Raw genomic sequence first — 14,836 nt, 5'->3', positions numbered from 1 at the left:
GCCGCGCACCGCCACGATTTCGTTGTCGACGAGGACTTCGTGTGGTTGAGTTCGCGCACGATTCGCAGCCCTCGAATCGGTTCTCGAGGTTGCGGAAGCTGGTGGGCCCGATTAGCTCCGCCAGGTGGGCGAGGCGGTAGCCGAACACCTGATTGCACACTGGGTGGACTTGGTAGTAGCCCTCCTGCACCAGGTCGACGGCGAGGTAGGCGTGGCGGCGTCCGTCGCCGCTGTAGACCCGCACGACAACCCGGTGCCGGACAGCTGCGGTCCCCGGTACAACATCGGCCGCCGGGTCGGAGAAACGCTGTACCCCTGCCATGCCGGCGGCCTCCATGAGTGAGGGAGACCGCGACGGGCTGGGCTGCGGTACGTGTGTCCGCGCCATCCGCCCGGCTCATCCCGCCGCGGCTCTCGTCGGCCCGACCCCACCTGATGTGGCACCGGGCCCGTCCCGAACGCTACGAGAATCGGCGGGGCTGGATCAGTAACCGGGTTACGGGGTAGGAACCCGGTTACTGGTCATGCAGGCCCAGCAGGCGCTCGATCTCGTCGACACCGCTGCGGGTGTCGGGAAACAGCACCGTGACCATGCCGAGTTCACTGGCCGGCGGCAGGTTCCGGGGAGTGTCATCGACGAACACACAGTCGCCGGTCTGGACACCGATCTGGTCAGCGGCCAGCCGGTAGATGGCCGGGTCAGGTTTGCGCATCCCGACCTGATCCGAGATCACCACCGCGTCGAACCGCTCCTCGAGGCCGTACCCGGCGTAGGGATCGAACGCCCCTGTCCCCCAGGAATTCGACAGCACCCCCACGGTGATCCCCGCGGCACGAGCCCGGTCGACCAGCGTATAAACCTCAGTCCGCGGTCGCAGATCCGCCAACGCACGCGCGAGCAGGCCGTCCGCGTCCAGGCCCAGCATGCGCGCCAACGTCTGCTCGTAGTCGCGCTGCGGCAGGACACCGGACTCCACCGCAGCGAGAGCCTCGTGCCCGGCAGGAGTGGCCAAGGCCGTCTCGATCGCGTTCTCCGGAAGCCGTTCCCGCAGGCAAAACGCTCGCAAAGCCCCGTAGAAGTCGGTGGTCACGACACCGCCGAAGTCCAGCAACAGGCCAGTGTGGGTCACGTGACGACGGCTTTGCACCCGATCAGCTTCTCACCCAAGCGGCGCGCCGCGGGCGCGCGGGTCATCGTGACCTTGCGGTGCAACACATCGACCCGCTTCAAGCTGTCGGCGTGCCGCGTCTTCTGGATGATGGTCAGAGCGCTGCCGGCATGCTCACAAGCCGCGTCGATGTCACCGGAACGGGCGAAGGACTCTGCCAGATCGATGAACGCCGTACAGCGATGCTTCCGCATGCTCGGGTCGAGCGCGTGCAGCGCCTCCATCAGGGTGGCCTGCGCCTGGCTGTGCTGACCCAGGCAGGACAGGTCACCACCCCGGTACGCGGTGAGCTTCGCCGTGCCGAACGCGCCGATCCCCAGCCACGGCCTGTCCCGTTCCGGCTGCCCCAGCAAAGCGGCCGAGATGTCGAGCGCACGCCGGCAACTGGAGTCTTCGCCCGCAGTGGCACGCATTTCCGAGGTCACCGCCTGAAGCCACGCATGCGTGCGCGGATGAATACCCGTCTCCGCCGCCACGAGCGCCCCCTCAGCGAACCGCAAACTTTCCCGCGGATCTGGTTCCTGACCGTAAGCTGCGTGGAAGGCCCTGCAGCCCAGCGCCAAAGCCGTCAGTTCAGCGTCGCGGGATTGGTGACCCGCGCGGGCGGAGACGGTCAGAAAATGCCGGGCGCCCTCGAAATCCGCCATGTCCAGCATCAGCATCGTCCCCACCAACGCCGACATCTGCCCAATCAGGGACACCACACGGTCCTGACGAGGACCGGCGTCCGGAGCCATCTCAACCAGCAGATTCAGGGTGCTGTGGGCAGGCCCCAGCAACGTCTGCGCGCTGGCCGTGCGATACGCCTGGCGCCACCCCAGAACCACCTGCTCCAGACTGGCAACGGTCTGCTCATCGACGCCATCCCGCTCGAAGACCGTTGCCAGAACAGCATCACTCGGGCCGGGCCGCAGCGCCTCCGTCACGGCGAGTGCGGCCAGCGCTGCCTGCGTCAGGAACCATCGGCGTTTCATGCTGTCCCACATCTCCCACTCACGTGCGTCGGTCACCTGCGGCACTGCGCTCTGCACGCGAGTATGCCCACCCGACACCGACGCTGCCGCCCCACCGGATACCGAGGTGTCGAGACCGAGCACGCCCGCCAAAGGCACGCCGAGCACGTCCGCGATCCGCTCCGCCAGGTCCAGGTCCTTCAACCGGATCGAGTTGGTCTCGATCTTCGACACCCAGCTCTCCGACCGGCCAATCAATTCGGCGAACTCCAGCTGCGACAAGCCCTTCCGCCCACGCGCCTTCTTCAACCACGCGCCCGACATCCGACATCTCGTGTCCATCGCCCTCGCCATCCTGGCCGCAGGAAAGCCCTGTCGCCGACAGTAGCGCACCGATCACCCACCTGACGGTGAACCGCACACGGATGAAGCGCCGTGACCCCAGCGGGCCGATGGAGATCCACCACGGGGGCGGACGGGGGGTACCCCGGCAGCTTCCCGGGTCGGTGCGGGATTTCACCGGCCGGGCGGAACACTTGGCCGCGCTCGACGCGCTGATCCCGCCCGACCCCGGCCAGGACGACGAGCGACCGCAGTCGGTGGTGATCACCGCTGTCGACGGGGCGGGAGGGATGGGCAAGACCGCCCTCGCGCTGCACTGGGCCCACCGGATCCAGCGCCGATTCCCCGACGGCACCCTGCACGTCAACCTGCGCGGCTATGGTCCCGGCGAACCCGCTACCGCCGCCGAAGCCCTCGGTGGTTTCCTGCGAGCCTTGGGGGTCGCGGCCCGCGCGGTCCCCGCCGACGTCGAAATGCAGGCGGGGCTACTGCGGTCGATGCTGGCGGACAAGCGGGTGCTGATGGTATTGGACAACGCCTACAGCGTCGAGCAGGTCCGGCCCCTCCTACCTGGCACCGCCGGCTGCATGGTGGTGATCACCAGCCGCGACAGCCTCACTGGCCTTGTCGTCACCGACGCCGCCTACCGCCTCACCCTCGACCTGCTCACCCCGCCCGAAGCACTCGATCTGATCACCGGCATCCTCGGCGCCGAGCGGGCCGCCGCCGAACGCGATGCGGTCAATGAACTGGTCCGGTTGTGCACGCGGTTGCCGCTGGCGCTGCGGGTCGCGGCAAGCCGTGCCGCCGTCCATTCTCATCTGACGGTCGCCGAGGTCGTCTCCGAGTTGGCCGACGACCGCACCCGGCTCGACGTTCTCAGTGAGTTCGCTGATGAGCGGGCCGCCGTCCGTGCGGTGTTCGACTGGTCCTACCGGCGACTCCCACCCGAGCAGGCGCAGCTGTTCCGCCGCCTCGGCCTGCACCCCGGCCCTGACCTGTCGCTCCCGGCCGCGGCCGCGCTAGCCGGACTGTCCCCCGCCGACGCTCGTCCTCTACTCGCCGCCCTGGCTGACGCGCATCTGATTGAACCCGTCGCCGGTGGCCGGTACCGGTTCCACGACCTGCTACGCACCTACGCCGCAGACCAAGCCCTGCACCACGACACCGGCGACGACCGGGACCAGGCGCTGGATGCTGTGCTGACCTGGTACATCCACACCGCCCACGCAGCCGACCGAAAGCTCTACCCCGCACAGACGAGGCCTTGGGACGTCGTGGCCGAGCCAGCCCGCCCGTACCCGATCGGCGACTTCGACCACGCGCTGGCCTGGCTCAGCACTGAACGCGACAACCTGATTGCCGCGCTGCATTATGCCGCCGAGCATCGGCTGGATCGCCGCACCGTCTCGCTGACCATCGCGTGCGCCTTCACCGCGACAACGGTCAGCTGGCAAACGTGGATCGACATTGTGACAGTCGGGCTCATGGCTGCGTGCAGGGTCGGCGGCCACATCCAGGAGGCGCAGCTGCTGGCGCATCGTGGGAGCGCGGCGACGTATCTGCATAGGTGGGAGCAAGCGGCCGTCGATCTTGATCGGGTGGAAGCGATGGCACGAGATCTGGGCGACGACGAATTGAGAGTTTGGGTGCTCAATGATCGCGGGCTGCTTCTTCTGAAGCAGCGGCGATTCGAGAATGCTCTGCGGTATCTCGACGAAGCGTTGTCACTCAGCCGTGGCATTGACACGGGACGCTGGGAAGTCGTAATCGAAGGCAATCTCAGCGCCGCGTACGTTGGCCTCGGCCGCTACCGGGAAGCCCTCGATCACGGTCAACGCGGGCTGAGTCTGCGTCGGAAAGCAGGAGACCGCGCCGGTGAATCAGGTGCGATAACTGACGTAGCCCGAGCGCAGTAGGGACTGGGGCACCACGAGACTGCCATCGCCCTGTGTCGGGAGGCGATAGCCATTGGTCGCCGTGTCGGCGTCAGCCGGGACGAAAGCATCGCGACGCCACTGGATGTCCTCGCAGCCTCCTTGCGCCAGCTCGGCCACATCAGCGAGGCCATTGCCTGTTGGAAGGAATCCGCTGCAATCCACGACGACTACGGTCTCCCGCACAATGCCGCCTATGTCCGCAAGCGTCTCCACGACGCTCAGAGCCGGCCCTGACACCCCCGCTCCGCAACAGGGAACCCGTGCTTCCCGCGTTTGCGGGAGCACCCGGTTGCCGACGACAAGTCGGTGCAGTACTCCAGATCATCCCCGCGCCTGCAGAGAGCACATGACCTCGGCCGATACCTCCGGGCTCATCGCCGGATCATCCCGCACCTGTGGGGAGCACGCGGTCATGTCCGCTCTGCCGTCGCGCAACCCCGGATCATCCCCGCACCTGCGGGGAGCACACCCTGCTGACCTGCGGTGATAGCGCGCCCGCAGCCCAATCTGCCTCGGTTTGCCTGTGAAGATCCCGCACAAGTCCAACCCCATCCTGGTGCGTCATGGAGTGACACGTCAGTGAAGGGATCTACCGGTCTACATAGGCCAAGCGTGACCGAGCTCCTCAGCACCTCGTCCAGGACCGTGAATTCCCTATCACGAACGGCATCCCGCCATCAGCGCCAGCGAGATCGCCTGGCGCTGACGCAGGAGGCAAGCCTCTGCACGCTAACGTCCAGGCCTGTCCTCCGCAGAATCCCCGAACTGTTTCCTGCAACAACTCGGTCATGGATTGATCGCAGGTCGCATGGCTGGCTCGTGCCCGGGGTTTGGTCCGACTGGGTTCTCGGTTCAGGAAACGACTTCGAAAGGCTCCAGTGATCGCTCTTTGGCGGCCATGTCCCATCCGAGAATATTTCTCTTGCTTCGACTGGTCGCGAGTTCGAGCATGACTTCTGTCATCGACCGTTTCGTCCTGGTCCAGTCGTCAGGGCTGTGTCGGCTTTGATACACGACATGCCACTCATCAGGGTCGTCTGTCCAAGGTAGCCACAACAGCGACCCTCCGCCGGAATCGGATGCGAAGGGGATCGCTCCCTTGGGTTCAGGAAACGGCGGAAAGGTGTGATATTCCCGTTCCCAACCTATCCTTACACCGATGAGAATTCGGTCGATCTCTTCCCTAAACCGAGCAAGGGACTCGACGCCCTGGATCGGATTCCAGAAGGTTACAACATCACGAAACGCGGCCGACGGAAACCGTTCCATGAATTCCTTGTAGTCTCCAGGAAGCGAAAAACCCAGAGTGCGCTCGACCACGCTCCAGTCAAGCGCCACAGAAACAGTGTCAGTCCACCCCACAGCGGCCGCAATACTGTCCACTACGGCGCGAGAATCAGCCATCGGCACATGAGACCTTTCGACACGGTACGGCACTTAACTGGACGATATCACGCTGCCTCGATGAGATCGAGACAGCGTGACACCCCGACTTCACTCGTCAGTCTCGATCATTGACATACGGCACGCGGCGGGTTGGGAACATTCTCCAGGATCGCGAGACAACGGAATGTCCCCTTCATGCCCCATGCCTTGATGTACAACCTGCTCGGCACGGCATCGCCAGGATTTGCATAGTAAGCACTGACTCGATAATACACCGTTTCTCCGCCGCGTACGGCACGCGCAACCGGCTCTTCGATGTCATATAGCATTACGGGGTTGTTCGCCTTCTTGAACAGCGGGACGATGTTCTGCACGTTGTGCAGCCCACCGAACATCGACGCGATGAGATGCCCCTTGTGCATCGTTTCCGGGTCATGGCCGACAGGCGTGTCCGGCTCTCCATCCTCTCGCGGCATCGTGCGGATGATGCACGCGGTCCCGCCGGTGGCACGGCTCGCGGGAACATTGCCATAGGTGAAGTTCTGCATGCGGTCGTTGATCACCCAGCCCGCCGTCCCGTCGGGGCAAGTCCTGTTCTTGTCTTCTTCCCCGGGGCTCGGAAGGGGCAGGGGGCCAGGGAACGGGTAGGGATCGCGCCGCGGATCGTTCACCGGCGGCCGGTGGGGATCGCGTGGGGGTTTGGTCGCCACCTCACAAGCAGGCCCGGCGAGACTGTTCGCCGCGACGGTCCGGCACTTAATCAGGCGCTGGGCCAGCTCTTTCAGTTCCTTGGCCACCCGCCGCCCCGTGACCACGGCGTCCTTGAATGATCCGATGCCTTTGACAATGCGGACGACAGCGGATACCGCGTCGGGGATCTTGCTGAGGACTGAAGCGATCTTGAGGATGGGCAAGGCATTGATGACGGTCATGACGCAGGCGATGAAGTCGCCTTCGGTGAAGCACCGTTTGGCGTCGGTGAAGCCGACGATGTCGAGGATGATCTGTCCGCCCTCGGCGACGATGAAGTCGAGCAGCGGCTTGTTGGCCTCGGCGCGAGCGCGGTTGTAGTCGTCGACAGCGGCTTGCCCCTTCTCGGTTCGCAGCGCATCGGCTTCTGCCTGCGTCAACTCAGGGATCTCGCTGTCGTCTGTGATGGCCTGTTCGACTTCGGCTCGCTGCCGTGCCTCATGCTCCAGGCGCAATTTCTCCTGGAGCTCGGCCAGCTGCTTCTGGATGTCGGCCGAGACGGCTGCGACGTTATTGGCTCGGGATTCTGTGTCTTTGGCGTAGTCCTCGGCTCTGCTCGCCGCTTGATCGGCGTCGCGGGCGTGTTCCGCGGCCCGGTTTGCGGCTGTACGGGCGGCGTCGGCGTCACGCTGGGCTTGTTCTGCTGCTTGCTGGGCGGCAGCAGCGTCCTGTTCGGCCCGGGTGGCGGCGGCGCTGGCTTCGTTCGCCGCCCGGGTGGCACTGTCGGCGGCTTGGCGTGCGGCGCGGGCATCGGCTTCAGCCTGGTCAGCGAGGCGTCCGGCGAGCGCGGCATCTGCAGCCGCCTGGTTCGCTGCCGCGCGGGCCGCTTGGGCGTCGGCTTGGGCGCCGGCGTCGACGACCGCGGCGTCCGCCGCGGCCTTGCGAGCGGCGGCTCCGTGGATGGCGGCGTCGGCCGCTGACTGCTGTGCCGCCGCGGCGGAGCGGGCGGCGGCCGCGGCGGAACTGGCTGCCTGGGCTGCTGCCTGGTAGGCGGGAGCGACGTCGGCGGCGGCGTTGCGGGCGGCGTCGGCGGCCCGCTGGGCTTGGGCAGCGGCGTCCACGGCGGCGGCCTGGGCGGTCTTGACTTGGGTGTCCCCGACGTCTTTGGCGCGGTTGGCGACCATGATGATGAAGTCGGCGTCGATGTCCGCGCCGGTGAAGGGGCTGACGATCGCGATGGCCTGGTCCGCCGGGGCGGCGATTCCGGACGCCGACTGCACCGACGCGGTCGCGGCGCGGGCGGCGATCCCGGCCTGCATGGCCGCGGTCGCTGCCTCGACGCCGGCGGCGTTGGCCTCGTCCCGGGTGCGATGCGCCGCGTCCAGGGTGATCGCTGCTTCCACGGCTGCCTGCTGAGCGAGGTTGGCGGCGTTGCGCGCGTGCTCCGCGGCACGGGCCTCGGCAGCGGTGGCCTCTTCGGCGGAGGCCCGTGCGCGGAGAGCTTCGGCGTGGACCGCGGCGGCTTCTCGTTCGGCGCGGGACGCGGCTTCGTTCGCGCGTGCCGCGGCGGCCTGGGCCTCATTCGCGGCGGTGCGGGCGTTCTCGGCCGCGACCTCGGCTTCGCGTGCGGCGGCGCGGGCCTGCGCGGCGGCTGCTTGGGCGGCGTCGGCATGGGCGCGGGCTCGTCCGGCGGCGGCGTCGGCCTCGATCGCGGCACCACGGGCCCGGCCCGCCGCTGCTTGAGCGTCGTCCGCGTGGCCACGGGCGAGCTGCGCCGCATCCCTGGCCCGGTTGGCGTCCGCTCGCGCTGCACGGGCCGCGGCCCACGCCTGGTCCTTGTCCTGCTGGGCGACCTCGGTGGACTGCTGCATCCGCTGCGCCAGGCCTTCGAGAGCGATGGCTTTCTTGTCCGCGGTGTCCGCGGACTGGGCGATCGCCGCGGCCTCGTCCCGAACCTGGAACGCTTTCGCTTCCTCGTTGCGTGCGCTGGTGTTGGCTTCTTGGGCGATCTTCTCCTGAGCGCGGGCGTCGCGGGAGGCGTCGGCGGCGATTTGTTCCTGGGCTTGGGCGTCACCACGTTTCCCCGCGGCGACCCGTTGCTGGGCTTCGGCGTCCAGGCGTTTCTGGTGGGCGACGGCGGCTTCGCGTTGCGCGGCGTCGCGGTGCTGGGCGGCTTCGCGTTGTTTGGCTTCGGCTTCCTGCCGTTTCGCGGCGGCCTGCTGACGCCACTGCTCGGCTTCCTCCCGTTTCGCGGCGGCGACATCACGTTCGCGTTCGGCGTCCACCCGGGCTTGTTTGACGTTCGCGGCATGGACCCGGGCGTTGCTGAGCGCGGCTTCCGCGTCGACACGGGCGCGGCGGGCCAGCTCGGCGGCCTCGGCGGCGGCGGTGGCCTGATCGCGGGCGGCCTGGGCGAGCTGCGCGGCCGCGGCGGCGTGGGATTCGGCGTTGAGCCGCCACTGGCGGGCGTTCGCCTCACGGGCTTCAGCCTTCTCGGCGGCGTCGGTGGCGGCCGCGTCAGCGTGGATCGCGTCGATGGCGTGCGCGGCGGTCTGCGCGGCGCGTTTCGCCGCGACCGCCGCGGCGGCCATGCCTTGCACGACCTTCGCCCACTGCGCGCCGTGCGGCATCCCGTTCTGCAGCAGGATGTCGACCTGCACCCCCGCCCCAGCGGCGGCGTTCTGCGCGGCTTGGGCATCGGTCACGGCACGGGAGACCTCACGCGCGACGTCGTCCTTCGCGCGCTGATACAGCTCCGGGTGATAGGTGTGCCCGGCCTGATCAGAGGCCAGCAGACGGGCGGTCTCGCGGGAGATGTTCGCCGCGGAGGTCATGTCGTTCGCGGTACGTTCGAGAGCCTTGGCACCGTCGGCGTGCGCGGCGAGCAGGTTGGTCCGGGCGCGCATCGCGCGTGCGGTCCGCTGCGCCAGATCCGATGCTGCGGCGGCTTCCTTGCGTTTGCGTTCAAGCTCGGCCAAATGAAGTTCACGGGCGTCGGCGTCGCGCTGGGCCGCGGCGAGATACCCGGTCTTGAGGAACTCCGCGATCGCCGCGTCCCCAGCGGCGAGCGCCGCCTTCGCCGCCGCGGACACCTCGGGGGTGCCACGGTCGGCGGCGATCTGGACGTGCATACGCCGCCGGTTCTTCAGTTCCTTGTCATAGGCCCCCTCGCGGCGGTCCTGTTCCGCGGCGATGTCACGGCCGAACGCCAGGAAGTCCTCCCGGTCGTAGGCATTGCCTGCCAGCGCACGGGCGACGGCCGCGTTGAAAACCGGGCCGCCGGTCCCCGCAAGCGGCTCGATCAAGGCACGGTTATGGGCGTCAGCCTCGGCTTTACGTTTCTTCGCTGCCGCCTTCGCGGCCTGATGACCATGGTCGAAAAACGCCGGGATGGCGTTCTCGTCACCCGCTTCGGTCTTCCGCAGCGCGTCGCTCGCGGCGGCACGGACTTCTTCGTCCTCGTCGAACGCGGCGATGTCGGCCATCAGGTCCAGCTGCATCTGCCGCAAGATGGCGTCCCGCTCCGGATCATCCTCCGGAACGTCCGAGGGCGGTGGCGGTTCAGTGGTCGCGGCGGGGCTGGTCGGTGGCTGCCACTGGGCATGGGGGGCGCCTGGCGCGGAGAGGGCGGCGACAGAGCTGCCCGGTCCTGCTCCCCCGGCCACCAAGGCGGCGGCCAGGGCCACCACCACGGTTCGCCGGCACCACCGGCTGGCCAGGATCCCTTGTCTCGCGCGGCGCATCCGTCTCGGCATTCGCACAATCCACCCCCACCATCGAAGAAAGTCCGTCAGAACACCTGGTCACGGTCGGGTCGCGGCCAGGCGAAGCGCGTCCGCCGGGTCAGGGGCGGGTGGTCATCCGGTCGTAGCCGAGCTGAGCCTGGTCGCGGGCTCCTGCCCACAGCCCGGCCTCGTCGCCGGCGAACGTCGTTTCCGTCGTCCAGCCGCCGCGCTGTTTCTCCGCGCCCGTCGTGATCGCCGCCCAGACCGGGTCGGTCTCGGCGGCCGCGCGGTCTTTCACCGTCTGCCAGTAGCGGGCCTGCTCGAGGCAGAGTTGCCGCTCGGCCTCCCACGCCTGGCGTGCTTCCTCGGCCTTCTCCCGGGTGGTGGTCCAGGCGCGGGCTGCGACCGCACGGGCTTGCTCCGCCGCGGCCTCACCGGCGTTGCGGGCTTCGAGCTCGGCCGCTTCGGCATCGGCCACCAGCCGCGGGATCAGTGCGTGGTACCGGATCCCCGCGTCCTGGGTGCGGAGCCGGAAGATCTCCACGTCCAGGGCCGCCGCCGCCATCCACGCGGTGGCATAGAACTCCCGCACATCAGTGTCAGTGCTGCCCGGTCGCAGCGCGTGCTGCGCGGCCAACCGCACCTGTTCACCAGGATCGGACTCCGCCAGCAGCCGAACAAAGTCACGCTCGGTCTCGGCGATCACCTGCCGTTCCTGCTCGTCGGCTTCCCTGGCCGCGGTATCGAGTGCTTTGGCTTCGGCAAACCCGGTACGCACGAAACGGTCGCAGTCTGCGTCACTACCTTGGGAAGCTTTCTTCGCGGCGTCATGAACACGCGGTGAATACGCGGCAGTATAGGCGCCCAGCACGCGTTGCACGAAATCCCGGTTGCGGGCGGAATTCTGCTGCGCCCTTTCTCGCGCTTCCCGATATCCGGATAACGCGAACCGCTGCAGTGCGAATTCCCCTTCATCCGACCAGATAGCCTGCCATGCCGCGGCACGCACCAGCGTTTCCCCGTGATAGAGAGCGACCTGGCGCACCATCGGATACCACGGCGACTGCTCGATCCCCGCCACCCGCTCCCCCACCAAGGAGGCTGAGCTGGCGGATGCGTTACCGGCCAAGGAAATTGTAACGATTAGGCCGATTGCGAGCGCTCTGCAGACAGCGGAGATTTTCGACATGGTCTCACTCCCCCAAGTAGCCGCGTGATCACGCAGCCGACGAACTATGGCACATGATCGAGAACGACCCACACTAAAAGGTGACTCCGATCACCGTAATTTCCGGTACTTGATCACAGCTGAGTCTCGGTTGTCCAGACCTGTTGACCGCAATTCGCCAATGGCGCTAGTTCTCGTCAGGCTCGCCGTTTTCTCCGCCTTTCACAACGGCGGTTCTCGCTGAGCGGTAATACGCCATTTGATCCATCGCCATTCCGTCAAGAGGGGGAATAGTTGTGAGACTTTCCGGTAGATCGACGGCGGTATCCCGCCCGCCGCGACCGCACACAAGAAGAACGGCGGCGGTGTTCACCGCGGCCGTCATGGCGTTCAGCGCGCTCGCCGCCGCACCGGCCACCGCCACGCCGTCCCCCAGTCCCAGCCCGACCCCCAGCGCGCCTGTACCCGACTCCCCCACGCCTGCGCCAGTACAACTGCCGACCCCGGTTCCCCTGATCGTCGGCACGCCGCCGGAGCTTCCCGAGGAGCCGGCACCGGCTGCGCCGAAGGCCACGCTGGCGCAGTCTACCGATGCCGAAAAGGGCAAAGCCGCTGCCATTCTCGGCATCGTCGCCGGGCCAGAGCTGATGATTCTCACCGACCGCAACTTCACCGCCGCCATGTACTACGCGGCCGACGACCTGGACAAGCAGCACCCGCTCGAGCCCGAACACCGGAAGGTCAAGGACGCCGCCGTCGCCGCGCTCGGCGACAGCGACGACGCCTGCACCACGTTCATCAAGACCGGCATGGCCGCGGCCCATTCCCAGGACCAGGCGATCGTGGCCGACCGCCGCGCCCGCCAGGAAGAAGACCGCACCGCCAAAGCCAAGGCCGCCGGGCTGCTCGGCGTCCCGGCCGACAACACCGACCTGGCGAAATCGGTCTACGACTTCATCGTCCACCTCGACCTTAACGCCGACAACCACAAAGACACCGCGGTCAAAGACGCCGCCAGGACCGCGCTGCGCGGCACCGCCGACGCACAGTGGACCTTCCTCACCGTTGGGATCTACGACGAGCACCGCAAAGACACCGAACGGCTGATCCGCGAAGACGAAGCCAAATCCGAAGCCGAGAAGGCTGCCGCGCTCGCCCGCGAGGCCAAAGCCAACGCCGCCTGGCACGCCCTCGGCATCCGCGGCGACGAGGCCCTGATCAACCTCAGCGACCAGGACTTCGTCATCGAGATCTGGAGCCGCGCCCCGCGTGACACCGAGGTCCACGGCGCCGCCGAAGCCGCCGTCCGCAGCCGCAACCCCGCCGACTGGAAAGCCTTCATCGACCGCGGCGCCAAAGACGCCCACCTGCGCGACATCGACAACGAACTCCGCAAACGCGACGAGGAATACGTCCGCCAAATCACCGAAATCCGCACCCGCGCCGTCAAGACCAGGGTCCACCCGGCATTGGTCACCGCCGCCGACGCGGCGCTGGCCGGATCGCCGACCGACCGGGAACGGTTTCTGCGCACCGGCCAGGACGAGAACCTGACCCAGTCGCTGCGGACCCTGACCCGCCAGGCGGACGAGGGCTACCTCACCGACTCCGGCGGGCAGGCGACCCTCACGCTGTGGCAACCGGGCAATCACCCGGAGCAGTCCTGGAAGATCGAACCCGGGCTCGCCGACCCCGCCTGCTTCTCCCTCCAGTCGGTCACCCGCCCCAACAACTACCTCCGCTGGGACAAGGACAGGAGAGGAGGAGGCGGTCCCACAGAGGCGTACGTGACCGTCTCCCCCACAGACGGCACGCCCGCGTTCAGGGACGAGGCCACCTGGTGCGTCCAGGGCACCACCATCACGTTCAGGCCGAGGGGCAACCCGGGTCTCGCCCTGTATCCGGAAAACGCGCTCGGAGCGGCCTGGCAGATCGACACCCCGGCCCCGCCCACGCCGTTCGACGTGCGCTACAGCCGTGACGAGAAGGTCCGGGCCAACCTCGGCAAACCCATCGCAGACCCGGTCCTGGACGCCAACAACCTCGGCTACCGCGTCTACGAGAAAGGCCGCCTCTACCTCACCCGCTACACCAACACCCAGGTCCACCCCATCTACAACGGGCCCATCCTCGACAAGTTCCTCGCCCTCGGCGGCCCCGGCACCCTCGGCGGGATGCTCACCGACCAGACCACCACCCCTGACGGCAAAGGCCACATCCTCCAGATCACCAACGCCCAGGGAAGCTACTACCCCCTGTCCATCATCTGGAGCCCCGCCAGCGGCGCCCACGAAATCCACGGCGTCATCGGCGACACCTGGAGCAAATCCGGTGGCGTGACCGGGCTTTTGGGCTACCCCACCACCGACGAAACCGCCTTCGGCACCGCAGGCGGCCAATACAACCGGTTCACCGGCGGATCCATCTACTGGATGCCTGCCATCGGCGCCCGCACCATCACCGGCGACATCCACACCAAGTTCGCCGCCCTCGGCTACGAAAACGGCCCCTTGGGCTACCCCACCGGCCAGGAAACCAGCTTCGCCGTTGAAGGAGGCGTCTTCCAGAGGTTCTCCACCGGATCCATCTACCGCACCACCGTCCACGGGGTCCGCGCCGTCACCGGCGACATCCACAAGAAATACGCCGAACTCGGCTACGAAGCCGGATTCGTCACCTACCCCATCAGCGACGAAACACCCACCTCCGACGGCGTCGGCAAACACATCAAATTCAAAACCGGCGTCGCGATCTACTGGCACCCCACCACCGGCGCCCACCCCGTCTACGGCAACATCCGCAGCAAATGGGACGCCCTCGGCTCCGAAAAGTCCTACCTCGGCTACCCCACCACCGACGAACAAGCCCTCCCCAAGGGACGCCGCAGCAACTTCCAAAACGGGCGCATCGACTGGAGCAACGACGGCGGCGGCACCATCGACTACAAAACCGTCACCATGACACCCGGCTCCATCGAACTCAAAAACGCCAACGGCGGCCGGTGCATCCAGGTCGCCGGCGTCGGCCAAGACGCACTGCGAGACAGCGCCGCCACCGAACTCTGGGACTGCGTCGCCGGCGCCAAACAGATCTGGAAACTCACCCACCTCGGCAACAACAAATACACCCTCAAAAGCCAGAACTCCGGCAAATGCCTCGACCTGCCCACCAACTACAACAACGGAACATCAATCGTCCAGTACCCCTGCCACGGTGACCTCAACCAGCAATGGGAATTCACCACCGCCGCCAACAACACCCTCGCCCTGCGCAGCGTCTACTCCGCCAAAATCGTCGAAACCCTCGGTAACGGCACAACCAACGCGACCCTCGTAACCCAGGGAGCCGACCTCGGCAACCCCAACCAACGCTGGACCCCCATCCAGATCAGCACCACCCCATAACACCCCCGGGTGCTGGCTCCACGGCGGTGGAGCCAGCACCCGGATCGCTAAGCCGGCGA

At 67.3% G+C, this 14,836-nt stretch carries 8 protein-coding genes; 3 read left to right on the top strand and 5 right to left on the bottom strand.

Going from position 1 to position 14,836, the window contains the following annotated elements:
* The first annotated feature begins 169 nt into the window (after nt 1–169).
* Nucleotides 170–343, top strand: coding sequence for a hypothetical protein (locus tag ACM6LU_RS37760; RefSeq protein WP_414942666.1), 174 nt, complete (start codon nt 170–172; stop codon nt 341–343).
* A 172-nt stretch (nt 344–515) separates the two neighbouring features.
* On the opposite strand, the gene ACM6LU_RS37755 is transcribed toward ACM6LU_RS37760, so the two are convergent.
* Complete coding sequence (locus ACM6LU_RS37755) at nt 516–1,130, bottom strand: HAD family hydrolase (protein ID WP_414942665.1); 615 nt, start codon at nt 1,128–1,130, stop codon at nt 516–518.
* Nucleotides 1,127–2,446, bottom strand: a complete 1,320-nt coding sequence (locus ACM6LU_RS37750; protein WP_414942664.1) for a helix-turn-helix domain-containing protein — start codon at nt 2,444–2,446, stop codon at nt 1,127–1,129. The genes ACM6LU_RS37755 and ACM6LU_RS37750 overlap by 4 nt, the downstream gene beginning before the upstream one ends.
* A gap of 182 nt (nt 2,447–2,628) precedes the next feature.
* Here ACM6LU_RS37750 and ACM6LU_RS37745 point away from each other — a divergent pair, with 182 nt between their 5' ends.
* Nucleotides 2,629–4,383, top strand: coding sequence for a tetratricopeptide repeat protein (locus ACM6LU_RS37745; protein WP_414942663.1), 1,755 nt, complete (start codon nt 2,629–2,631; stop codon nt 4,381–4,383).
* Nucleotides 4,384–5,256: 873 nt separating this feature from the next.
* Here ACM6LU_RS37745 and ACM6LU_RS37740 read toward each other — a convergent pair.
* From ACM6LU_RS37740 to ACM6LU_RS37730, 3 genes are all read right to left on the bottom strand, one after another.
* Nucleotides 5,257–5,808 carry an SMI1/KNR4 family protein gene (locus ACM6LU_RS37740; RefSeq protein WP_414942662.1) on the bottom strand — a complete coding sequence of 184 codons (552 nt, stop codon included), beginning with the start codon at nt 5,806–5,808 and terminating at the stop codon, nt 5,257–5,259.
* A 107-nt stretch (nt 5,809–5,915) separates the two neighbouring features.
* Nucleotides 5,916–9,980 carry a DNA/RNA non-specific endonuclease gene (locus tag ACM6LU_RS37735; protein ID WP_414942661.1) on the bottom strand — a complete coding sequence of 1,355 codons (4,065 nt, stop codon included), beginning with the start codon at nt 9,978–9,980 and terminating at the stop codon, nt 5,916–5,918.
* 343 nt (nt 9,981–10,323) lie between these two features.
* Complete coding sequence (locus tag ACM6LU_RS37730) at nt 10,324–11,286, bottom strand: hypothetical protein (protein WP_414942660.1); 963 nt, start codon at nt 11,284–11,286, stop codon at nt 10,324–10,326.
* Nucleotides 11,287–11,738: 452 nt separating this feature from the next.
* Here ACM6LU_RS37730 and ACM6LU_RS37725 point away from each other — a divergent pair, with 452 nt between their 5' ends.
* Nucleotides 11,739–14,777, top strand: a complete 3,039-nt coding sequence (locus ACM6LU_RS37725; protein WP_414942659.1) for an RICIN domain-containing protein — start codon at nt 11,739–11,741, stop codon at nt 14,775–14,777.
* The last annotated feature ends 59 nt before the right edge of the window (nt 14,778–14,836 follow it).

Source organism: Amycolatopsis sp. cmx-11-51, from assembly GCF_047608665.1.
In the GTDB taxonomy this organism is placed as follows: Bacteria; Actinomycetota; Actinomycetes; order Mycobacteriales; family Pseudonocardiaceae; genus Amycolatopsis.
Note: the sequence above shows the minus strand (reverse complement) of the source record. Positions and strands in the feature narration are given on the sequence as shown.